Genomic DNA, 24,093 nt, shown 5'->3' with positions numbered 1-24,093 from the left:
GAAGAGCACCTTAATGTTAGAAAAATTAATCCGATTCTGATGATAGAGTTACCTGTAATCTCGTCTGATAAGCCAGAAAGAAAGAAAAAGCCTAACTGGTTGAGGGTAAAACTTCCGGTAGGTAAAGAATATGCAAAAGTTAGAAAGCTTGTTGACGAGCACAAACTGCATACAATCTGTGAAAGTGGTAACTGCCCTAACATGGGGGAATGCTGGGGTGAAGGTACTGCTACATTTATGATATTGGGCAATGTTTGTACACGTGGCTGTTCTTTTTGTGCAGTAGCGACAGGACGCCCGAATGAATATGATACTGAAGAGCCACAGCGTGTTGCCGAAGCGATCAAATTGATGCAGGTAAAGCATGCAGTAATCACTTCTGTAAACAGAGATGAGCTGAAAGATCGTGGTGCTGAAATCTGGTACCAGACTGTAGTGGAAGTGAAAAAGGCTAGTCCGATCACCACAATTGAAACACTGATTCCAGATGTAAGGAATAACTGGGATGCACTTTACAGAATGATTGAAGGAGGACAAGAAGTTGTTTCTCATAACATGGAGACTGTAGAGCAGCTTTACCGCAAGGTTAGACCTCAAGCAAAGTATGCTAGAAGCCTTGAGCAAATCAAGAGAACAAAAGAGGCTGGTATGAGAACCAAGACAGGAGCAATGCTTGGCTTGGGAGAAACAGATGAGCAAGTATTCAAATTGATGGATGATCTGGCAGAAAATGGCTGTGATATCCTGACTCTTGGACAATACCTGCAACCAACCAAGATGCACCTTGAAGTAGAAGAGTTTGTTCATCCTGACAAATTTGACTTCTTCAGAGAGGAAGGCTTGAAAAGAGGACTTAAGTATGTTGAGTCGGGTCCATTGGTAAGGTCGTCTTATCACGCGGAAAGACATGTAAATGTTCCTATCTGATCCAACACTGAAGAATATTGATTGTGAAGGGCTTCTGCTGATAGTAGAGCCCTTTTTTTACGGAAGATTATTTATGGATAAAGAATATACAAAACAGCAGTTGGCGCTTAGGAATGGTGAAGACAGAGAGGAAATTTGGTGTGCATTTAAAGGTTTGATTTATGATGTAAGTAAGTCACGGTTATGGAGAAATGGAAAGCATTATGAACATTGGGCAGGACAGGATTTGACTGACGAGTTAGCAGGTGCACCTCATACTGAACATGTCTTTGAGAAATTTGATGTCGTTGGTAAGCTAAAGAACTAAAACGATGGATAAGAATATAAAAGCACATTTAGCATTATTGGGAGCTGCTGTTATTTATGGCGCTAATTACAATATAGCAAAAGGTGTTATGCCCGAATATATCTTGCCGTTCGGCTTCATTGTAATAAGAGTAATTGGAGGTGCACTTCTATTTTGGCTTTTACATAGTCTTACGGTTAAGGAGAAAGTGGTACGGTGGCAAGATTATCTTCATTTGGCAGCCTGTGCTGGGTTTGGGGTAGCAACCAATCAGATGCTATTTTTCAAAGGACTTTCAATGACAAGTCCAATCAATGCCTCAGTGATAATGACTAGTACACCAATCATTGTCTTGTTGGTATCTTCAGTCTTGATTAGGGAACGGATTACAATTAAAAAATTTATAGGGATTGGTTTAGGGCTGATAGGTGCATTATGGTTGATAGGTGGTGAAGGTTTGACCTTTAATTCCGAAACCGTAATTGGAGACCTGACTGTATTTGCCAATGCAGCTGCATACAGTATTTACTTAGTAATTGTAAAACCTTTGATGGCTCGCTACCATCCTTATACAATTACCAAGTGGATATTTCTTTTTGGGACTGTATATGTGTTGCCTTTTGGATTGGGAGAGTTCCAACAAATAGAATGGAGTACAATGCCTACTCTTATTATAATGGGAGTATTGTATGTAGTGATAGGTACAACCTTTTTGGCATATTTACTAAATGCAGTAGCCTTAAAGCATGTACAGCCTAGTATTGTTAGTTTTTATATCTATTTCCAACCACTGATAGCTACATTGATCGCAATCATAATTGGGAGTGAAGTACTTTCATTACAAAAAGTGCTATCAGCAATATTAGTATTTATAGGAGTATTTTTGGTGAGTAAAAAGTAGAAATACAAAAGTGTGGGTTTAGTAATTAACATTCACACTTTTCTCATCAGAAACTAATTCTCCACCTTTTATCCGAATGATACGTTGTGTCTTTTTGGCTAGCTCAAGGTCATGAGTAACCAATACCAATGTAGTGCCTTGCTCCTTATTAAGCTCAAAAAGCAAGTTTTCCACTTTTTCTCCAGTTGCTTCATCCAGATTGCCAGTAGGCTCATCTGCAAACAGGATTCGTGGTGTATTGGAAAAAGCCCTTGCTAGTGCAATACGTTGTTGTTCTCCTCCAGAGAGCTGTGTAGGGTAATGGCTAAATCGATCTTCTAAGCCTACTCGCTCCAAAAGTTCCATGGCTCTAGAGCGTATATTCTGCTCTTTTCTTAATTCCATAGGTACCATGACGTTTTCAAGAGCTGTTAGAGTAGGTAGTAATTGGAAATTCTGGAAGATAAAGCCTACATGTTCTCCTCTTACAGCGGCTCTTTCATCTTCACTCATGTCGTTAAGACACATTCTATTAAGCCAAACCTTACCTGTAGAGGCACTATCTAAACCTGCACAAAGTCCTAGCAATGTCGTTTTTCCACTTCCGGAAGGACCTACAATAGAACAGGTCTCTCCTTCTTCAATACCGAAAGAAATATTGTTAAGTACAGTAAGCTGATGGTCATTACTGTGATAATGTTTCGATAGGTTTTGCAGTTCGAGAATGTTTGTCATAGAGCCAACTATATTTTAAGAGGTTTTGCCAGATAAATTAAAGTATTCAGCTAATAGTGATGCTTCAATATAGAGAATATTAAAAGAAAAAATAGGATACAGTAGCGTATACAAATCAACAAGGAATACAAAAGCCTTTACTGGAAAGTAACCAGCAAAGGCTTTTATTCTACTAGATGTAAATAGTATTAGTGCTTACGCCTTATTGGGCATAGCCGCTTTCTTTGGCTTCAAGGTTTCATGCTCCTCGTGCTCATCAATCTTGTTTAAGCTCTTTGTTTTTCCAAACAGCTCCTCAGATTTCATATTGTAAGCGTGAGCAGCTTCTTCAGCTGTAGGGAAAAGTCCCAGGTCATAGCGGTCAGTACTTGTGTAAAGTACAGCCCTATAAGTATTCTTGCTTACTTGTACCACACCTCTGTAGCCAGTCTTGTTGTTGAAGTTTTTCTGGTTACGTCTCAACTCCGACATAGTAGCCCATTCAAGGTTTTTGACACGGCAGTCGAGTGCGTTTCCGTTTTTGATTCTTACAAATAGACGTTTTGCAGAATCAGGTTTTTCGATAAACTTCTCAGCAATCATCTTATGCAGGTAGATCGTAACGTTCTTGTAACCATCTTTGGTAGGATAGTTACGCTGATAAAATACATACCCACTAGAGTGCATACGGAGGTTCTCCAGTAACTTGATTTCTTTATAGTATTCATTGTTCTCGATGAATTCATAAGCTTCATCTGAGATGATGACATGTTTGTCTGCGTTTTTCAACTTTACTTTGTAAAGCATAGCCCTTCTAATTCAATGTGTGTTAAACTTAGTTATTTGCCTGTGCGGTATGTTTCATAGTCTTGTCGTGGTTGAAAAAAATATTCACACATCGCTGCAATTATGGTATCAATTTACAAGACCAATGAAGGAGATGAATACCATCGAACTGTTCCAAGGAATAAGTTCTTTTTCATATTAAATCAATGTTCATTCCTTCTTAGCCTTGTTACGTCATAAAATTTCTTAAAAAAGTGAAATTTACCTCATGTACCAATTTTTTACCCTAAATGCCGTTTAATAAGGCAGTTAAATCAAAACCCAATTCTGAGAGGTGTTATGATAGCCTTGTCTTATATCTCATGATGACCTTAATTGAAATGCTCAATCTCAGTCAGTAATGGTATAAGTTGTACTTTTAGGGTATTTAAAGATTGAAGTACAGTTTGCTTGATATTACGAGAAGCCTGAACCATAAGGACATTACTACATGTTGCAGCATTGAAACCCAGTGGCTCAGATGATTTATTACCAGAATATTCAGAGAGTGTCCTTTTGGAATCGGATGCAATATTTCCTGATATGAGAGAAATATTCTTCTTTTATAATTAGGACAATTTAAACTTGTTAAAAGTTCAGTTTAAATTTCTCTGCAACTTGTCTTAAATCATTGATTACAGGCTCCAATAGTGGGATACCTTCCTTGTTACGGATAGCTTCCATTTCTCTTTCTGGATCTCCCGGAATCAGTACAGGTCCTTCGCCTTCTATCGATTCACTTTCTCGGAAACGTGTGATCCAATTGTCCATATGGCTTTTGAATTCATCAGCAGGCCTGAATGCGTCCACTCTCATTGCTCCAAAGAAATGACCAAGACCTTCACCAACAGGCTCAGGGTGCAATGGAAGAAAACTTACAAATGGAGGAGCCCAAGGGCCATAGTTGGCACCTGAAAGAACAGCTGATAAGATATCGACAATGGATCCCAAGTTATACCCTTTATGGCTACTGTGAACTCGGTCACTACCTAGTGGTAACAAAGCACCGCCACTTTTCAATGCATTGGCATCTGTAGTTGCGTTGCCATCTTGGTCTTGCACCCAGCCTAATGGAGCATCTTGCTCTTTGCGTTGAAGTATTTCAAGTTTGCCGTTAGCTGCCGTTGTTGTTGCAAAGTCAGCTACAAAAGCAGGCTGTTCATTGGCAGGGATTGCAACAGCTATTGGGTTGGTACCCAACATACGTTCTTTTGAAAAAGTAGGAGCTACAAGTGGACTGGCATTTGTCATGGCGATACCAATCATGTCCTTTTGTAATCCCATCATGGCGTGGTAACCTGCGATACCAAAATGGTTGGAGTTTTTGACTGAAGCCCAGCCTGTCCCCACATTTTCAGCCTTCTCCATAATGATTTGCATTGTCTTGGGGCCTACCACCAGTCCAAGGCCTGCATCACCGTCTATGACAGCTGTACTGGGTGTCTCATGGACAATGCGGATGTTAGGTTTGGGGTTGATTCTCCCAGCTTCCCAAAGCCTAACATAGCCGATCAGTCTGGCAACGCCATGGGAATCAATGCCACGGGTATCTGCTGATACCAAAACAGTTGCAGCAGTTTGTGCATCTTGTTCTGAACAACCCATTCCCAAAAAGACATCTCGGCAAAAATTTTCTAAAAATTCTCGTGAGAACATAAGTATAAGTTCGTCTGTTGAAAGATTGAGGGTGGTACAGAGGGCTCTGCATGGTTATTCTCCTGAACTCAAGAAGTTTGCAGTTAGTAGCAGCTTACTGGTTGATAAGGATATAAGTCGTTAGCCCATCTGTATTGCTACAATAGGTTGAAACATTCCAGCCTTTGCATGTTGATAGACAAAAGTATTAATTATTTTTGATATGAACAATTCAACTAATTATTGAATTATTTTAATATATGTAAAAGGTATTCTGTGTTGTAAGTGGTTAATATTGAAATTTTTAGGGTGTATCTCTTGAAATTGTAAGAAATAAGGATTGGAGTAAAGCCAGTAAGTCGCTTGGTTTCTTGACCAATAACCAATGAATCCATCTACACGCAGAAACAAAAGCATCGCAGAGTGCGTAGCTTTTCTGAATCGCCTAACCTACTTTTGGATGACACTTTTTAATCACAAATACATTGAGTCTTTTGGAGCAGCTACCTTACATAAGTATTCTTTTAGCCGTAAGAAATGAGGAAGAGAATCTAGGCAATTGTCTTGATGCATTATTAGCACTGAATTACCCTAAAGAGAAATTGGAAATTCTTGTAGGGAACGACGCTTCAGAAGATGACACAGTTGCAATTGCAGAAAAGTACAGCCAACAATACGACTTTATCAGGCTTTATAGTATTGAGGAAAAGCTTGGGGGGGCAGAAGGGAAAGCCAATGTTTTGGCACAGTTAGCCCATTTCAGCAAAGGAGAGTTTCTGTTTTTTACTGATGCAGATATGGAGGTGCCTGTAGGTTGGATTAGGGATATGTTGAAGGGGTTTGATGCTGCTGATGTAGGAGTTGTAACAGGGGTCAGTTATGTGGAAGGGAATGGGCTTTGGAATACTTGGCAGGCAATGGAGTGGTTGTATGCCTTGTCATTGGTAAAAGTGATGGCGATACTGAAGCAACCCGTTACTGCAATGGGAAACAATATGGCTGTTCGGAGAGCAGCTTACGAAGCAACTGGTGGGTATGAGCAAATACCATTTTCTGTAGCAGAAGACTTTGCCTTGTTTTGGTCAATGAGAAAGGTTGGGTGGGACTTTCGACAACTGTTTACAGTAGGGGTACTCTCCCGAACACAACCAGTTAAAACACTCTTGGATTGGCTAAAGCAACGTAAAAGGTGGATGCAAGGAGCGATGATGTTGCCTTGGTATTGGCAACTTGCCCTGGTTTTACACTCTTGTTTGCTTCCAGTTCTTTTGTTTTTCCTGTTTATTAGTCCTCAATGGATACTTCTGCTAAGTTTCTCCTTAATAAGTATAAGAAGTTTTTGGATAGGGTCTGTTTTACACTTTTTAAGGATTAAAAAAGGTTTGTGGTCAGTATTTTATTTTGAGCCAACCTATACCATTTTGTACTCGCTATTGCTCATCTATTACTTATTACCTGTTAATGTTGAGTGGAAAGGACGTGAATATCAATGAAAAGTGTAGTTTTGCACCCTGAAAATTCAATGGTAACACTTAGACATAGGTTTTTTTAGGATCGGATATGAAAAATAAATGCATATTTCTTGACAGAGACGGTGTACTGAACAAGGATTACGTAGATTACGCTTATACATTGGATAAGTTTGAAGTACTGCCGAATGTACCAGAAGCAATCAATATGCTAAAGGAAGCAGGTTACGTTATCGTGATCATCACCAACCAGTCAGGAATAGCGAAGGGTATTTACAAAAAAGAGGATGTTTATATCTGTCATGAAGAACTTCAGCGTGTCTGTAACAATCAGATTGACGATATGTTCTATGCTCCTTATCATGAGAGTGTGACAGCATCACTGACGAGAAAGCCCAATACACTGATGTTTGAAAAAGCAATCGCCAAATACAACATTGATATTGAACAGTCATGGATGGTAGGTGATAAGGAACGCGACTTGATTCCAGCTAAGAATATTGGTATTTCTAAAAGGATTCAAGTAGACAATGATCCAGTTGAAGGGTCTGTTTATACGCACTTTGCCAAAGACTTGATGGATGCAGTAAACATTATTTTGAAAGAAGCTTAAAATCATTCTTTCAATGAAAAGGGTTGGGCAGTATTAACTGTACCCAACCCTTTTTTTATACTTTATATCTGAGATTAAAACTTTTCAGCAAGCATGTCGGCAACTTGCTCCAAATATTTTTGGTCAGTTTTGTCAAAGTCAGCCAGAGACATGCTGTCAACGTCCAATACCATTTTCACTTCTCCATCCTTTATGATGGGAACTACAATTTCTGACTTGGATGCTGAGCTACAGGCAATGTGTCCTGGAAACTTGTCAACATCGTCCACAAGGAGTGTAGATTGTTGTGAATAGGCTGCTCCACATACCCCTTTGTCAAACTTGATACGTGTACAGGCTACCGGACCTTGGAATGGTCCCAATACCAGTTCATTACCATTGGAAATATAAAAGCCTACCCAAAAGAAATCAAAAGTAGTTTTCAGTGCTGCTGATACATTTGCCAGATTGGCTGTCAAGTCATTTTCGTAAGTGATAAGTGCCTTGATTTGAGGTAGCACAGCTTCATATTTTTCAGCCTTTGAGGCACTTTCAGGTATAATCAGGTCTTCTGCCATAGAACTCTTCAATTTGTTTATACAAGTGGTTGAGATTTTGTAAACCTCTAACATTAACATTTTTAATGTTCTGATTGTTGCGCAAAGGTACGGTAGTTGACAAGAAAAAAATAGGGTTTTGCTGATATCCAATTGAATTTTAATAACAAAATAGACCATTCAATCTGCGTTTAAAATCTGAAGTGAGGTTGGGCTTTCGCTATTTTAAAACTATTTTTGTCGATACACATTGGGGTATTGATAATAAGTGAGTTAATGTGGAGAAGTTACTGTATAAGCAATACCGATAAGGGCTTCAAAGTCCTGTTAACCCTGAACACCGGATGATAAGAACCCTTTTACCGGTATGTTCATAAGTCAAGAAATCGAAACAGAGAAGATATTTTTCAAACTATTATATGCAAAAGGTTACGCCAGGTCAAATATTGACATTGCTCCTGTATGTTACCATGATGTCGGGTATCATTCTGACTATGTCGCCAGGAGAGCTAAAACTAACAGATGAAATTGCCTTAAGAGTACCAACTTTTAAGGATGTATTGCCTCGACAACTATTGGAAAGGAACAAGGAGCGTGATACTGAAGTTGCTTATCAGGAAATTGACGATACACAAGATGAAGTAGAACCTGCCGATAGCCTTTGGACTGAGAAAGGTAAAGGTGGCAATAGTAAGAAGAAAAACACGACAAATAAGAAGGTACAAGTAAGTACTAAGCCAGGAGATATAGCTATTGAATATGCAAAAGAAGACCGAAAGGCTCTGGATGCTTTTTTTGCAGGATTGGAGGCAGTTGTAAATGAAGGGGAGATGATTCGGGTACTGCATTTTGGAGATTCCCAGTTGGAGGGAGACCGAATGACAGAACGCCTTCGTCGTAATATGCAAAATCAGTTTGGTGGCTGTGGTATCGGGATGGTGCCTATTACTGAAATAAAGAATATCCGTTCTACGCTTACCCAAGATGCTAGTAGTAATTGGGAGACATATGCGGTATATGGCAATGAGGGGAAAACACCAATGCATGGTGACTTTGGTGTATTTGGGAAGTATTTTTCTTTTCAGAAAGATTCGACCCAAGCAATGACAGAAGCATTCTTGGAGTTTGGCCGCACAAGTTATACACGTAGGCAGGAAAGACGTTTTGAGAAAATGAGACTTTTCTTCCGTAACCCTGATTCTACACTGAAGATTCATTATAAAATGAATGGAATCAAGTCTGATACGGTTGATGTCGCGCCTGAGTTTGGGCCACAATCACTGTCCTTACCAATTTCAGGGGAGTTAGGTGAGGTAGAGTTGAGCTTCCGTACATCTGGAAACCCTGAATTTTATGGGGTCTCGTTTGATTGCAATAGTGGGGTCTCTGTCGATAATATTCCTTTCAGGGGTAGTTCAGGAACGGAGTTTACCAAAATGCACCGTAATCACCTGAAAGAAATTGTTCAAAATCTGAATGTACGTCTGTTAATACTGCAGTTTGGTGTCAATGTTGTACCTCAAATTCGTGAGAGCTATTCTTTTTACGAACGTGTATTTTACAGGCAATTGAAATACTTGCAGGGGCTGTATCCTAATGCCTCTATTTTGGTAGTGGGCGTTTCAGATATGGCGCATAAGGATGGTACTGAGATGCGTTCATACACCAATATCAAGGAGATTAGTGCAGCACAGCGTAAAGCAGCCGCAAAGGCAGGTGTTGCATTCTGGGATTTGTATAAAGCCATGGGTGGGGAAAATTCCATTATCAAGTGGGTAGACAGAGAGCCAGCTTGGGCAAACAAAGATTATACACACTTTACCAGACGAGGTGCCAACCATGTGGGGGATATGCTTTACAATGAACTGATGCGTGAATATGCAAAGTATAAGAAGCGTAAAAACAGCTAGACAATATAGATGCTTTAAAGTGGATGAAAGGATTAACGAGTAAATGTAATATCCTATGTGAAATTACCTTTTTGTTGTATGCTTTCCTGTGTATCATCCGCTGACCGAATAATTGAATTGACATATGATCAAAGACCTTATATACAAGTACAAAAACAGAACAGGTAAACTGCCTAAAAGAATCAAGGTACTTCCTTTTGCACTGATATTGTGTGCTGCGGGTATTCCATCTATCAACCCATTGAATAATCATGAAGATTCGGCTGTAAAGCTGCAAAAGGATTATGATTTTATTCGAAGGGATATCAACTACTTCCAGACGTTTGGTCAAAATAATGTGCTGACACATTTTTTGACTCAGCTAAGACTGTTGGAAGTACAGAAAGACAGGAAGGTACATGTACTTCACTTGGGTGATTCCCACATCCAAGCCGATTTTTTCTCTGGCAGAATTAGAGAACTTCTGTACAAAGATAACCGCTTTCCTATGAGTAGCCGTGGTTTTGTATTTCCTTACAGGGCAGCACATACCAACAACCCTTTAAACTATAGGAACTCCTATACAGGAAAATGGACCGGAAAGAGAAGTTCTATGAGCAGTCATTCAAGCAGGTGGGGAGCCGCAGGCATTTCAGCCAGTACTTTTAGTACATCCTCAACGTTGAAATTCGATCCGAATGTAGATGTACTGATGCCATATGATATAAAGCATGTCAAGGTGTTTTATCCTAATCAGGATCCTGCACAGTTTGATGTAAAAGTGCGCCCGACGGAAGGTAACTTGATCGTTAAGCAGGATAAAGGTGATGGAGTAATAGAGTTTACATTAGATAAACCACAAAAAGATATTACCCTGACACTGGAGAAGAAAAACCAAAGCCAGAAACGCTTTGTCATGCAGGGAGTACTTTTAGAAAGTGACCAACCAGGACTTACATATAGTGCAGCAGGTGTGAATGGAGCGATGGCAAAATCTTTTGCCCGTTGTGCAGACTTTGCTAAACAGGTAGAAATGCTGAAGCCTGATTTGGTTGTGGTTTCTTTAGGGACCAATGATGCTTTTATCAAGCCATTTAATGTGTATGACTTTAAGAAGTACTATACAAGTATGCTCAAGGAGATAAAGGCAGCAGCACCTAATGCATCGATCTTGTTGACTACTCCTGGTGATAGCTATCGATACAGCAAATACCTGAACCATGATAATGAAGAAGCCAGACTAGCGATAGGAGAAATGGCTAGAGAATATGGAGCTGCTGTTTGGGATTTCTATACTGTGATGGGTGGCTTGAATGCAATGGATTATTGGCTAAAGAACGATTTGGCCTCAAAAGATAGGATTCACCTTTCTCAGAAGGGATACGAATACCAAGGTGAACTATTTTATAGAGCCTTAGATAAGGCATATAATACATTCGCTGATACAGTCACCATTGGTACACTTTCTAGATTTGATGGGACCTCGAGTCAGTAAATAAGAACGAAATATAGGCAGATAAATCCCCCACACCTTTTTAAGAGATGTGGGGGATTTTTTTATTCAAAAAGTTATATAAATACACCTTGTCTACAGAAAGCAGAGATGCTAATCAAGTGTTCCAAATTTTCTATTGATTAATTATAATGAGTGATTATTCATTTTACAAAATGTGTTAATTTTTGCATTAAAGTTTTAAATAATATGAATTTGCAAATACTTTTGGCGCCATCACAAAAAGTACCAGTTTGAAAATTTAATTGTCATGCTTGCTGTACACTTTTAGGAATAGTATACAGGAGGTTACAACCTTAATCGGTTGTGAATAAAATTATTAGGGATTTCTTTTTTGGAGGTTGTAATTGTACAACTCCGTGTGAATGGATATTCTATTTTTACAATTGGTTTCCCTTGTCACTTTTTGGTTGAATATATCTGTTCGTTGAGCATAATTATATTATATAAATCAAGTGAGGGATGTTGGAGGAATACAAATGTAAAAATTACACGAATATTCATTCACTTATTTGCATTTTAGTGCTATTAGCTTTTAATTATACAATAATTAGATACAGAAAGTTAAAAATGGAGAATAGGAGTCAGACCTAAGAATCTCATAATAACTAAAAACTGATATCGGAATAATAGTAATGAAATAGAAACAGAAACCTATTAAACAACATCCTCCCGATATAAGGGAGGAACTTATTTAAACTACTAATCTGAATATTCACGTGTGTCTCACTTCTGAGCGCATCAAATCATTTAGGAAAACATGCAAATAAGAAAATTACTACTTTGCTTGGCGGCTTTGCTATGCTGTCAGGTTTCATTTGCCAATGGCTATCAAGTAATGTTACAAGGTAACAGGCAGTCAGGTATGGGTAATGTAGGGGTTGGTTTTATGCCAAGTGCCGGAAGCATATGGTTCAACCCAGGAGCCATGTCTTTTCTGGACCGCAATGTAATATCCATAGGTATACAACCTGTATTCTCTAACATTACGTATAGGGCACTTGAAAGTAATGCTTTTACTCACTCAGAATCGCCAGCAGGTACTCCATTTCACCTTTATGGAGCATGGAAAATCAATGATAAATTGTCAGCAGGACTTGCAGTTGTAACACCTTATGGTTCTACAATTGTATATCCGGATGACTGGAGTGGAAAAATGGCTTTGCAGGAAATCTCATTGCAGGCTATCTACATCCAACCAACACTTTCTTACAAAATACATGACAAGGTATCAGTAGGTGTAGGTTTTGATGTTGTATATGGAGGTGTTAACCTTCAGCGAGTAGCATCAGAGGCTTTTAGTAATGATATCAACGTTGAGTTGGATGGGTCCACAGTTTCTTATGGATTCAATGCAGGTATTTATGCACAGCCATCAGAGAAGTTTTCAATTGGTATGACTTACCGCTCAAAAGTAAATATGGCACTGGAAGAAGGATCAGCCATGTTTACAAATATCCCATCTGTAGCTTCAGCGCTTTTCCCTGCAAATGGCGAAACCAAATTTGATGCAGAGCTTCCTTTGCCATCTGTAGCAGCTATTGGTGTTGGTTTTTATCCAAACGAGAAGTTGTCAATCGGATTTGATGTAAACTATGTACAATGGAGTGCTTACCAAGAACTGAAGTTCAAGTTCTACGATCCACTGCCAGGTATGGAGCAGGAGGGAGACCGTTATGTTTCGGCATCAGAAAGAAAATACCAAGACTCTTGGATGTTCAATTTGGGTGTTGAATATCACTTAAATGATAAGGTTGACTTAAGAGCAGGTACTTACTTTGACATGAGTCCAGTTAAGGATGGTTACCTAACACCAGAAACACCAGATGCAAATGCGCTAGGTCTTACTGCTGGTGCAAGCTACAAGATTACTGACAAGTTTGTAGTAGATGCAAGTATTCTGTTTGTGGACAAAGCACAACGTGAAAACATTGCAGTTAGAGACTCAAACGGGAATGTCGTAACAGGTGGTGTTGACGGTGTGTACAAGGCAAGAGGTATTGTACCAGGTATTTCTTTGAACTACTTGTTCTAATACTTCAAGAAGCTAACTATTCAGTAAAATAACTGGACGAATAAAAAGAGATCACAAAATGAAAAATATATATAAAGCATTTTTAGGAGCGAGTGTATTGCTTGCTGTATCTGCTTGTGAACCTGAGGTTGACGAGATTGAAATCAAGAACGGAACCAACCCTGTTACGCAAAAAGAAATTGACTATTCAACATTTGCTGCTATTGGTAACTCTCTTACAGCAGGATATGGTGATGGTGCATGGTCTAAGTCAGGGTTAGAAAACTCTTATCCATCGCTGATCGCAGCTCAGCTAAAAGATGCTGGTTTAGGTGCTGAGGTGTTTAATCAGGCAACTGAAGGCTTGACAGAGTCAGGTGTAAATGCTGATGGTAGCGGTAAAATTGTAATCAAAGGTTTTGTAGGGGCATCTCCAGTATTTTTGCCAATTGGTGATGGTAAAAAGATGTCTGACTTAGCCTCAATAGGTGGAGAAGGTAAGTTTTTCCATAATATGGGTGTGCCGGGTATGAAGGCCGTACACTTGCAAATACCAGGCTTTAGTCAGGCTAATCCGTTATTCTATTTTGCATCATCACAAACTACATCTGTAGCTGCGGATTTGGCAAAAGTAAACCCAAGTTTTGTAACTGTCTGGATTGGTAACAATGACTTACTGGGATATGCAACTGCTGGAGCAGATGTTACAAAAGACCAAATGTCAGAGCCTACTGATATCGAAACTGCGATTAAAGGGACTTTGGATGGATTGACAAACCTTACAGGTGGTGCCATTGCCAATATTCCTGATGTAATGGCTATGCCACTCTTTAATATAGCACCTTCAGCAGGGTTAGCACAGCACGAATCTCAAGTGTTCGATGCGACAGCAGCAGATAATGCAAATAGCGCTCTGAAAACTAAAATCAAAGCCAATATTAAAGTAGAAGGAGCTCAACAGATAGCATTAGCGAAAACCCAAGCTGAAGCAGGCGTAACAGCAGTACTTTTGGCGACGATCAAAGGTGCAGGATTGCCTGTAGAAGAGCTTTCTATGACAGATAATGTTATCTTGGGAGCTGTAACACAAGTAGTAAATGAACTAAAAGCTGCTACAATTGCAGCAGTGGAAGCTGAAGCTGGAGGTCCGACAATTGATCAAGTATTTGATAGTGGGAGTAATGGTAAACTGACAGTGGCAAAAACAGTAGTTATTGTTATGACAGTTTCTGAACTCATGGAACAAAACTCAAGTCTGACGCAAGAGCAGGCAACAGCCCTAGCTAAGGAAATGATGGCATCTGAAACAGATGAGTATGAGTTACAGGCAGCCGCTCAAGAATTGGTTAATGGATGGGGTGCATTGGGTGTTAATACATGGTCTAATATCAATACATGGATTCAATACACTATTGCATCTGAAGCAACTGATGCTTACCAAGAGTTTATCACAACAGTGCTGATTGGTGGCGGTGCTACAGCTGAAGAGGCAGAACAGTATCTTGCAACTGTAGATATTCTTAATGGAGAAGAAACAGACTGGGCAGTTGAAGTAGAAAAATTCCTAGCAAAGACACTATGGCGAAATGTAATTATTCAAGCTGTAAAAGGAGCCGCTATGCAGGTAGGAATTGATGCAACTAGTGCTGAAGCAGTAGGAAACCAGGCTTTAGCTACACTGGAGAAAGAAACACCCTATTTTGTACCTGCAGAAATCCTTGAGTCAAACTTTGAAGAAGCAATGGCAGAGTTTCAGTTTAGCCTGTATCAGCAAATGGATAACTTCCCTGTATTTACAGTAGGAAATAACCCATTCCTGATTGAGGATGAAACTGTACAGCCATTGGGAATTAGGTTTGCGACAGAAGAGGATAGAATTCCGTTGACAACATTCCTGACAATCCAGACACTTCAGGCTACTGATCCTGCTAAAGCTACTGAGTTGGCATCACTTCTGACTGACGAGTATGTGGTAACCAAAGCAGAAATTAAGGAGATCAATGAAATGCGTGAAGCGTACAACGAGGTTATCAAAAACATTGCAGACGAATATGGTCTAGCGTTAGTTGATGCAGAGGGCATCTTTGCTAATAAGATCATTCCAGGTTTCACAGAGAGTGGAGTGGCTTATTCGGCTGATTTTGTAACAGGTAACTTCTTTAGCCTTGATGGTGTGCATATGACTCAGAGAGGATATGCGATTGTCGCAAATGAGTTTATTGATGCAATCAATAAAAAATATAAGGCTTCAATTCCTAAGGTATCTAACTTGAATGATTATCCGACTGTAACGTTGGATCATTTAGAATCTGCTCAGCAGTAATCAAGGGGTAGCAAATCATATTTAAAAAGCCGCAAACAGTATATGTTGTACTGTTTGCGGCTTTTTCTGTTTTTTTAGTGGCCAAGAATATGTTAAGAAAAACGGTTCTATTGGTAAGTAATCAAGAATAATTTGACTTGTGTACTTAATTGTTCAGTCTATAGAAAATATTGCGTATAATAATGTGACCTTAAACTAACTTAAAACCCTTTATTTCAACATATATATTACTTATAGCCTCAAAGAATTTTCCTTTCCCCGAGTCTTAGTAGACTCCACTTAGAACCAGTTGAACACACTGAAATACTAACTACTTTATGAAAATCAAACCTTTATTAATGGTATTGCTGACTTTTTTTTGGTCAGTGCATCTTTTAATGGCCAACGGTTATCAAGTTAACCTTCAAGGCACTAGACAAATAGGAATGGGAAATGTTGGAATTGGGCTTTGGCCTGATGCAACAGCAGTATTTTTTAACCCCGGAGGGATGTCCTATTTGGGAAGCAGTCAAATTATGATCGGTATCAGTCCTATTTTAGGCGGCTCAGTTTTTCTAGCTCCTTCTGACCCTGCCAATGGAATTTACAGTAATGCAAAGTTTCGAACTGACAATCCTGTAGGAACACCGTTTTTTGCGTATGGTGTTTACAGGCCTGACCGTGACTCAGGGATATTTTCAAAATTGACATTTGGGTTAGGTGCTTTTACACCTTTTGGTAGTACAGTGGATTGGGAAGATGGCTGGTATGGTCAGTTTGCACTGGAGCAAATAGAACTTCAGTCAATCTTTGTCCGACCGACTGTTAGCTGGCAAGTCACCGATCGCTTATCAATAGGAGCGGGAGTTGACTTTATTTTTGGAAGCGTCAATTTGCAAAGGGCTTTACCAGTTGATGGTCCAGTTGATAGCATGGTTGAACTAGATGGCAATGCAGATCTAGGTGTAAGTTTTTCTGTAGGGGCTTTTGTGAAGGCTTCTGATCTAATCAGTTTCGGCCTTACTTATAGACATGGTATAGACCTTTCTGTTAAGAAAGGGGATGTTACATTTGTGGCGCCTGATGGACTTGTTTCGAATAATTATAACCCTGATACTTATAACCCAAGCGATCCCTCACAAACCTTCTTTAGTGGAACTCAATTTGATGCAACCCTGCCTTTGCCTACAGTGGTAGGGTTTGGTATGGGAGTTTATCCAACAGATAGATTGACATTGGCTTTTGATGTCCAGTATATCAACTGGAGTGCCTACAAAGAATTGAAGTTTGATTTTACTCAGCCTGTACAGGGATCTTTTGAAAGTGTAGCCCGTAGGAATTATGAAGACTCATGGATTTTCAATTTTGGTGGTGAGTATGAGGTGATACAAGATAGGTTTACAGCAAGAGCTGGTTTTTATTATGACTTATCTCCAGTAAGAGATGGTTATATAACACCTGAAACACCAGATGCGAATGCTTTAGGATTGACAGCAGGGGTGACATTTAATTTCAATGAGCATATAGGAGTAGATTTAGCCTATTTATTTATCAATAAGGAAGAACGTCACAATACAGTACCGGCAGGTGTAGAGACAAGTGGAATCAACGGTACTTATAAGTCCCGTGCCCATATACCAAGTATTGCTGTTCACTATTCTTTCTAACCATCGACTATCGTGTTTAATATGAAAAAGTATTTCAAATTCAGTAGTAAGGGGTGGTTGTTAGGTATAATGACATTGTTTGCCTGTGAGACTGATATAGACGTATTAACCCCAACCAATAATGGAACTCTGCCAAATGGCACACCGGTTACATTGGACTTTTCGAATTATATCGCCATTGGGAATTCTTTGACGGCAGGGTACTCAGATGCCGCACTTTATCTGGAGGCACAGCAACAAAGTTTTCCTTCGATTGTAGCTGAGCAACTGATGGAGGTTGGACTGGAAGACTTTGACCAGCCTTTGATGCCAGATGGAGGTGGAGCCAATGGAGGTACAGGTGATAATCTTCAAGGTAGAAGATTTATTCAAAGTTTTGTCAATGGAGCTCCCAATATTCAGATTGCCCCACCTAGTACTACACCTTATAGCAAGGTTGATAATATTGAAGAGATCGATAACTTTGGTGTGCCTGGACTCCGGTTGGTAGAAAGCGTTATTCCAGGATTAGGTGCTTCAGTTGAATTGGGTAATCCATTTTACTTTAGGATTCTTCCAGAAGAAAGCCCATTGAAAACTTATCAGGACTTGGTAGTAGAGCAGGACCCTACATTTTTCACCCTTTGGTTAGGTAACAATGATGTGTTGGGCTATGCAACATCAGGTGGGGTGTTTGGAGAAGAGGGCATACCAGAACAGGCAGGCTTGAATGGGTTGACATCAGTGACGACCTTCCAAATACTATATGAGGGGTTAGTAGAGCGATTAATAAGTGATGGGGAAACATATGGAGCTTTATATACTATACCAGATGTAACGACCATTCCTTTTTTTACAACTATACCTTGGAATAGCTTGGTATTGGATCAGGCTACTGCTGATCGTGTCAATTTATTGATTGGTGGAGTTGTAAGGGGAGGTGTGGAACAACAAGCAGTAGCTACCGTAGTTATTCCACAGATTGTACAAGGTTTTGTAGATGCCGAAGTGCTTGCCCCTGAAAATGCTCCTGCTTTTCAGGCAGAGTATACACAGGCATACCTAGACAATCCAGACTCACCTGTTGCTCCAGAAAATAGCCCATTTGCAGTACTCTATCCAAGTGCTAATGCAGCATTGGATCAAACAGTAACCTCAGTAGCATTTCAAGAGCAAATAGATCAGCAGACGGCCCTTTTTATCGAACAGGCAAATCAGCTTGTGCCGGGGGCGGTACCAGAGTTTGTTGCAGGAGCAAATCCATTAATTGTGTTGGATGAAGAAAGTCCGACAGGTTTTCGGAGTATGATTAGTAGTGAGTTAGTATTACTGACAGCTTCTGGAAAACTTCAGCAATTGCAAGAAGCAATAGCTGGTGCAGGAACAGGGGGAATCACACCAGAAATGATATTATCTCTTTTACCCGATGATGAAGACTTTTTGGATACGCAGGAAGTATTATTAGTCAGAAATAGGTCAAGAGCCTTTAACCAGATTATTATTGATCTGACTATAGCCAATGATAATCTGGTATTGGTAGATGTTGCAAGTGTTTTGGCAGAAGCAGCAGAGATGCCTATCTCTGAGGATGGTGTTACATTGAGTGCTACCTTTATCTCTGGAGGTGCATTTTCTTTGGATGGTACACACTTGACTCCAAGAGGTTATGCCTTTATCGCTAATGAAACCATTAAGGCAATCAATAAGGAATATGGTACAAGAATTCCTGTAGTCAGCTTATCTCAATATAGAGGTGTTGAGTTTCCTTAAAGTGTTAGCTACTAGGAGGGTAGGTCATTCATGAAACCCATCTCTAAATAAGACAATTACAAAAAAGAAAAAGAGACCATAGCAACTGTGGTCTCTTTTTCTTTTTTATTACCTAAATTGTACTTTTGCGGAGTATTTTTCTCTGGAAGGAATGAGTTAATACCCAATTCTTTACATGTTTTAGGGTCTAAATTACCTATTGTTTACTGGAATTTATGAGCAAGCCATCAGTACTTGACCAAATATTTGAATGGAGAAGGAAACGCCTTTCTGAGCGTACCTTTATTTTGATAGCAAGCAGTTTGGTGGGAATTGTGGCTGGTTTAGCTGCTGTCCTTCTAAAGATGACGGTACATTTTGTACATCATGAAATGACTTCGGCAAGGTATGATGAAAATTATTTTCAACTGCTCTATCCAGTAATAGGTCTTCTCCTGACAGTATTATTGGCAAAGGTGCTTTACAAAGAAACCAGTGTAGGCCACGCCATTTCAGATATACTTTACTCGATTTCCAGAAAACAAAGTATAGTAGCACAAGGGAAAATGTACTCCCGTTGGATTACCAGTGTTATTACAGTTGGTTTTGGTGGTTCGGTAGGATTGGAGTCTCCGATTGTATTGACGGGTGGTGCCATTGGTTCCAATATTGGAGAGGCGCTAAGGCTGGATTATAAAAGCAGGACATTGCTTTTAGGATGCGGTGTTGGTGGAGCAATTGCCGCTATTTTTAATGCGCCGATTGCAGGTCTTATCTTTGCCATTGAAGTAATCCTGACAGGAGTATCAGTATCTAACTTTATCCCCTTATTGATCGCGTGTGTTTCTGCCACTATTATCTCTAAACTCACAGTAGGAGATGAGATCCTATTCACTTTTAATATTGTAGATGCAATTAAGGCAGAGCACCTTCCTTTCTATGTTATTCTAGGAATAGTATGTGGTGTGACAGCGCTATATTTTAACCGTATGCTGCATTGGGCGGAGCACTTTGTAAGCAAGCGCAACCAAAACCCATATGTAATAGCTATTTTGGGAGGTATGTTCCTTTCTGTACTGATTTTCCTGACACCACCTGTATATGGTGAAGGTTATATCTCAATTGAAAATATCCTTCACGGGAGAAGTACAGAACTGCTAAGCCGCAGCCATATCTTTGGAGGTTTACTGCAAGATGGCTGGTTATTTCTGCTCTATATTGTAATCCTGATTATCATGAAAATTATTGCCACATCTGTTACCCTGTCTTCAGGAGGTAGTGGTGGTACTTTCGCCCCTTCCATGGTATTGGGTGGTTTAGCAGGATTTGCAACAGGAAGGTTTATTAATTTGGCAGGGTTTGCGGATGTATCAGAAGTGAATTTTACTTTGGTAGGTATGAGCGGCGTAATGTGTGGTATTCAGTATGCACCTCTTACAGCTATATTCTTGATTGCAGAAATCACTGGAGGATACACACTTTTTGTTCCACTAATGCTTGTAGCAGCCATCTCTTATGTAACGGTGACATTCTTTGAACCAGATTCGCCACATATCAGGGCTTTGAAAGAAAGAGGAGAATATGTCCATGAGGCAGATGAAGATACAAAAGTGTTGGAGCGTTTGAATATCAATAAGCTAATTGAAACGGATTTGGTGACCGTTCCACACGAAGGCGTTTTAGAAGATTTGGTAGAGGCAATCAGCCGAAGCAAAAGAAATATATTTCCGGTAGTGGATGCAGAAGGAAAGCTGAAAGGTCTGGTTACCTTGGATGATGTAAGAGCTGTAATGTTTGATGTGGAGAAGCATCAGGAAGTGAAAATAGCAAGCTTGAAACAAGAACCAGCTGAACTTGTTTATTATGGTGAACGTATGCGGGATGTCATGATGAAGTTCGAGCAAACGGATGCATGGAACCTTCCTGTAGTGGATGCTGAAGGTAAATATGTAGGCATTGTGTCGAAGTCTCGTATATTTGGGGTTTACCGTAAGCAATTGATCAGGCTGCAAAAAGACTGGATCAACTCATAGGGAGATATTGAACAGGAAAGGTCAGAGAATATGGAATTTGAAGCATATCTAGTAAGCAAGAAGATAGATTCGGAAGCATTTAGAAAAGCAGAACCGCTTTGCTGGCAGGAGTGGTGTGACCATTTTATGCAAATGCACCCGAAAAGCTTTACAGCTCAGAAACTTTACCTGATCAATGGAAAGAGAAGACAGTACCTTCTTGCTGAGGAAGTGACTGCAAAGACAACAGCTACTAAAAAGGCAGTTCGTCCAGCAGCGGTGAAGAAAGCAGAAACGACAGCTTCAAAACCAGCTATAAAGCGTCCTGCAGCGGTAAAACCAGTACAGGAAGTACCTGAAGAAAACACCAATGGTACTTCATCAGTAGTAAAACCAAAAGTGCGTCCTTCATTTAAAAAACCTGAAACGACTTCGGGTCAAGAAAATGTAGAACAGCCTAAAAAAGTAGCAAGACCTGTCTTTAAAAAGCCAGTTATTGAAGAGGAAGATAAATCTGAAGCAACAGCTGCAAAACTCAAAAAGGCCCGTCCGGTATTTAAGAAACCATCTGTAGCAGAGGAATCTACATCTTCCTCAGAAGAGGCATCAGAGGATAAACCAAAGAAAGTCCGTCCGGTATTTAAAAAGCCATCTGTAACAGAAGAGTCTACGCCTTCCTCAGAAGAGGCGTCAGAGGACAAACCAAAGAAAGTCCGTCCGGTATTTAAAAAGCCATCTGTAACAGAAGAGTCTACGTCTTCGTCAGAAGAGGCATCAGTGGATAAACCAAAGAAAGTCCGTCCGGTATTTAAAAAGCCATCTGTAACAGAGGAGTCTACGTCATCATCAGAAGAGGCGTCAGAGGACAAACCAAAGAAAGTCCGTCCGGTATTTAAAAAGCCATCGGTAACAGAAGAGTCTACGCCTTCGTCAGAAGAGGCGTCAGAGGACAAACCAAAGAAAGTCCGTCCGGTATTTAAAAAGCCATCGGTAACAGAAGAGTCTACGCCTTCGTCAAAAGAGGCATCAGTGGATAAACCGAAGAGAGTACGGCCAGTATTTAAGAAACCAAAACAAGATTAGTTTTTATATAACTCACAGCACTCAAAAACTGTGAGTTTTTTTATGCCTTTTGATTCCTAACTCACATTCTGTCAATTCTTCTCAGATCGTTACATTTTATTGATTAGACTTTCTACTTTTGTTTCACAAATTACATTTTGGTAATAATAAAATAAGCAACACCATGTTTGATAATCTTCAACCTAAGCTACAAAAAGAGCTGGCAGATATTAAGGAAGCTGGTCTTTACAAAAGCGAGCGTATCATTACAACGCCACAGGGTGCTGTAATCAAAACAGACAAAGGTGAAGAAGTACTGAACTTCTGTGCCAATAACTACTTGGGTCTGTCTTCTCATCCGAAAGTGACTGAAGCGGCTAAAAAGGCAATTGACTCTCATGGTTTCGGAATGTCTTCTGTGCGTTTCATTTGTGGTACACAGGATATTCATAAAGAGTTAGAGGATAAGATTTCAGCATTTTTGGGAACAGAAGACACCATTCTTTATGCTGCGGCATTTGATGCCAACGGTGGTGTATTCGAGCCTTTGCTTGGCCCTGAAGATGCCATCATCTCTGATCAGCTGAACCATGCTTCCATTATTGACGGAGTGCGCCTTTGTAAGGCAATGCGTTTCCGTTATAAGCACAATGACATGGAAGACCTTGAAGTACAACTTAAGGAAGCGAAAGAGAAAGGTGCTCAAAATATCATCGTAGTGACAGATGGTGTATTCTCAATGGACGGTACAATTGCCCAATTGGATAAGATTTGTGATCTGTGCGAAAAGTATGGCGCATTGGTAATGACTGATGAGTGTCACTCTACAGGTTTTATGGGTAAAACAGGACGTGGTGTACATGAATACCGTGACTGTATGGGACGCATTGACATTATCACAGGTACACTGGGTAAAGCACTAGGTGGTGCTTCAGGTGGTTTTACTTCAGGTCGTAAGGAGATCATTGACCTGCTACGTCAGCGTTCACGTCCTTATTTGTTCTCTAATACATTAGCTCCGTCAATTGTAGGTGCTTCTATTGCTGTGTTTGACTTGCTAAGCAGCACTACTGAGTTACGTGATAAGCTGGAGGACAATACAAAGTACTTCAGAAGCAAGATGACAGAAGCTGGGTTTGATATCAAACCAGGTGAGCATGCAATTGTACCGGTGATGCTGTATGAAGCACCATTGGCTCAGAAATTTGCAGACCGTCTGTTGGAAGAAGGTATTTATGTAATCGGTTTCTTCTATCCGGTTGTTCCTCAAGGGCAGGCAAGAATCCGTGTTCAGGTGTCAGCAGGACATGACCGTGAGCATTTGGATAAGGCAATTGCTGCATTTACCAAAGTAGGTAAAGAATTAGGCGTGATTAAATAAGAAGGTTGAAAGTTCAACATATTCTTGACTTATAGTTACAATAAAGGCATCACCTGTTACAGGTTGATGCCTTTATTAATTATCTTGATCAAAGAAAATAATATAGCTGAAATAGGAAGCCACTATCGTTATGAGAATTTTGATACTCTTATCCTTTTTGATGGGAGGTGTCTGTATGGAGACATCTACCTTTGCCCAGGATGCGCGTGGTAAACTTCATTATGAGCAAAGCCCATTAAGCACTAGAATTTATTATACCCACCCAAATTCAGAATTTAATGAGTCGCTGACGATGCGTGATGTGGAAAATATCTTGAAAACAGATAAACAAGCCTATGAGGAGTTTATGTTAGCAAAGAGTAATTATATTACCTCTGCGATCATTGCAGGGATTGGAGCAGGAATGGTTGGGTGGCAGATAGGAGCCGCATTTGGTAATCAGCATCCAAATTGGACAGTAGTTGGAGTAGGGACGGGAATAGTATTGAGCTCTTTACTGTTTGAAAAAGCTTTTAGTAAGCATGCCAAGAAAGCAGTCGAATACTATAATAAAGGTTCAGGAGATGAGATAATATCCCGTAATCTGGTAATTGGGGTATCCCCATTGGGAGCAGGACTTGTTTGGTCATTCTGAAAACGA

Annotated in this window: 19 protein-coding genes; 15 read left to right on the top strand and 4 right to left on the bottom strand. The window is 39.9% G+C overall.

Translation table 11 applies throughout. The features are described from left to right. Positions 1 to 39: 39 nt before the first annotated feature. The 3 genes from lipA (at position 40) to V6R21_RS26930 (ending at position 2,114) form a co-directional block, all read left to right on the top strand. A complete protein-coding gene (lipA, locus tag V6R21_RS26940) occupies positions 40 to 927 on the top strand; it encodes a lipoyl synthase (protein ID WP_334246617.1) in 888 nt (295 codons plus the stop codon). A 73-nt stretch (positions 928 to 1,000) separates the two neighbouring features. Further along, the gene (locus tag V6R21_RS26935) at positions 1,001 to 1,234 is read left to right on the top strand and encodes a cytochrome b5 domain-containing protein (RefSeq protein WP_334246616.1); all 234 of its coding nucleotides are present in this window, start codon (positions 1,001 to 1,003) and stop codon (positions 1,232 to 1,234) included. Positions 1,235 to 1,238: 4 nt separating this feature from the next. Continuing rightward, entirely contained in the window at positions 1,239 to 2,114 is an 876-nt protein-coding gene (locus V6R21_RS26930; protein WP_334246615.1) for a DMT family transporter, read from the top strand. An 18-nt stretch (positions 2,115 to 2,132) separates the two neighbouring features. Here V6R21_RS26930 and V6R21_RS26925 read toward each other — a convergent pair whose 3' ends face one another. From V6R21_RS26925 to V6R21_RS26915, 3 genes are all read right to left on the bottom strand, one after another. Next, a complete protein-coding gene (locus V6R21_RS26925; protein ID WP_334246614.1) occupies positions 2,133 to 2,828 on the bottom strand; it encodes an ABC transporter ATP-binding protein in 696 nt (231 codons plus the stop codon). Positions 2,829 to 3,023: 195 nt separating this feature from the next. Continuing rightward, positions 3,024 to 3,614, bottom strand: a complete 591-nt coding sequence (locus V6R21_RS26920) for an AP2/ERF family transcription factor (protein ID WP_334246613.1) — start codon at positions 3,612 to 3,614, stop codon at positions 3,024 to 3,026. 606 nt (positions 3,615 to 4,220) lie between these two features. Further along, the gene (locus V6R21_RS26915) at positions 4,221 to 5,288 is read right to left on the bottom strand and encodes an Ldh family oxidoreductase (RefSeq protein WP_334246612.1); all 1,068 of its coding nucleotides are present in this window, start codon (positions 5,286 to 5,288) and stop codon (positions 4,221 to 4,223) included. A gap of 473 nt (positions 5,289 to 5,761) precedes the next feature. Here V6R21_RS26915 and V6R21_RS26910 point away from each other — a divergent pair, with 473 nt between their 5' ends. Both V6R21_RS26910 and V6R21_RS26905 read left to right on the top strand, forming a co-directional pair. Continuing rightward, complete coding sequence (locus tag V6R21_RS26910) at positions 5,762 to 6,760, top strand: glycosyltransferase (RefSeq protein ID WP_334246611.1); 999 nt, start codon at positions 5,762 to 5,764, stop codon at positions 6,758 to 6,760. A 67-nt stretch (positions 6,761 to 6,827) separates the two neighbouring features. After that, positions 6,828 to 7,349: a D-glycero-alpha-D-manno-heptose-1,7-bisphosphate 7-phosphatase gene (locus tag V6R21_RS26905; RefSeq protein ID WP_334246610.1), complete on the top strand. Its 522-nt coding sequence runs from the start codon at positions 6,828 to 6,830 to the stop codon at positions 7,347 to 7,349. A 74-nt stretch (positions 7,350 to 7,423) separates the two neighbouring features. Here V6R21_RS26905 and V6R21_RS26900 read toward each other — a convergent pair whose 3' ends face one another. After that, on the bottom strand, positions 7,424 to 7,906 hold the full coding sequence (locus V6R21_RS26900) for a GAF domain-containing protein (protein ID WP_334246609.1): 483 nt from the start codon (positions 7,904 to 7,906) through the stop codon (positions 7,424 to 7,426). A 398-nt stretch (positions 7,907 to 8,304) separates the two neighbouring features. Between V6R21_RS26900 and V6R21_RS26895 the strand changes: the two genes are divergently transcribed. The 10 genes from V6R21_RS26895 to V6R21_RS26850 all read left to right on the top strand — a co-directional run bounded on the left by V6R21_RS26895 (position 8,305) and on the right by V6R21_RS26850 (position 24,087). Continuing rightward, positions 8,305 to 9,795, top strand: coding sequence for an SGNH/GDSL hydrolase family protein (locus tag V6R21_RS26895; protein WP_334246608.1), 1,491 nt, complete (start codon positions 8,305 to 8,307; stop codon positions 9,793 to 9,795). A 124-nt stretch (positions 9,796 to 9,919) separates the two neighbouring features. Continuing rightward, on the top strand, positions 9,920 to 11,269 hold the full coding sequence (locus tag V6R21_RS26890) for a GDSL-type esterase/lipase family protein (RefSeq protein ID WP_334246607.1): 1,350 nt from the start codon (positions 9,920 to 9,922) through the stop codon (positions 11,267 to 11,269). Between the two features lie 778 nt (positions 11,270 to 12,047). Next, complete coding sequence (locus tag V6R21_RS26885) at positions 12,048 to 13,322, top strand: OmpP1/FadL family transporter (RefSeq protein WP_334246606.1); 1,275 nt, start codon at positions 12,048 to 12,050, stop codon at positions 13,320 to 13,322. 58 nt (positions 13,323 to 13,380) lie between these two features. Then, on the top strand, positions 13,381 to 15,624 hold the full coding sequence (locus V6R21_RS26880) for an SGNH/GDSL hydrolase family protein (RefSeq protein WP_334246605.1): 2,244 nt from the start codon (positions 13,381 to 13,383) through the stop codon (positions 15,622 to 15,624). Between the two features lie 317 nt (positions 15,625 to 15,941). Further along, a complete protein-coding gene (locus V6R21_RS26875) occupies positions 15,942 to 17,270 on the top strand; it encodes an OmpP1/FadL family transporter (protein WP_334246604.1) in 1,329 nt (442 codons plus the stop codon). Positions 17,271 to 17,291: 21 nt separating this feature from the next. Beyond that, a complete protein-coding gene (locus V6R21_RS26870) occupies positions 17,292 to 19,019 on the top strand; it encodes an SGNH/GDSL hydrolase family protein (protein WP_334246603.1) in 1,728 nt (575 codons plus the stop codon). 215 nt (positions 19,020 to 19,234) lie between these two features. Further along, positions 19,235 to 21,031: a chloride channel protein gene (locus V6R21_RS26865; RefSeq protein ID WP_334246602.1), complete on the top strand. Its 1,797-nt coding sequence runs from the start codon at positions 19,235 to 19,237 to the stop codon at positions 21,029 to 21,031. Positions 21,032 to 21,061: 30 nt separating this feature from the next. Then, on the top strand, positions 21,062 to 22,093 hold the full coding sequence (locus V6R21_RS26860; RefSeq protein WP_334246601.1) for a hypothetical protein: 1,032 nt from the start codon (positions 21,062 to 21,064) through the stop codon (positions 22,091 to 22,093). Positions 22,094 to 22,256: 163 nt separating this feature from the next. After that, positions 22,257 to 23,453, top strand: a complete 1,197-nt coding sequence (kbl, locus tag V6R21_RS26855) for a glycine C-acetyltransferase (RefSeq protein WP_334246600.1) — start codon at positions 22,257 to 22,259, stop codon at positions 23,451 to 23,453. Positions 23,454 to 23,583: 130 nt separating this feature from the next. Continuing rightward, on the top strand, positions 23,584 to 24,087 hold the full coding sequence (locus V6R21_RS26850) for a hypothetical protein (protein ID WP_334246599.1): 504 nt from the start codon (positions 23,584 to 23,586) through the stop codon (positions 24,085 to 24,087). The last annotated feature ends 6 nt before the right edge of the window (positions 24,088 to 24,093 follow it).

The sequence above is a fragment of the Limibacter armeniacum genome, assembly GCF_036880985.1.
Lineage (GTDB): Bacteria > Bacteroidota > Bacteroidia > Cytophagales > Flammeovirgaceae > Limibacter > Limibacter armeniacum.
Note: the sequence above shows the minus strand (reverse complement) of the source record. Positions and strands in the feature narration are given on the sequence as shown.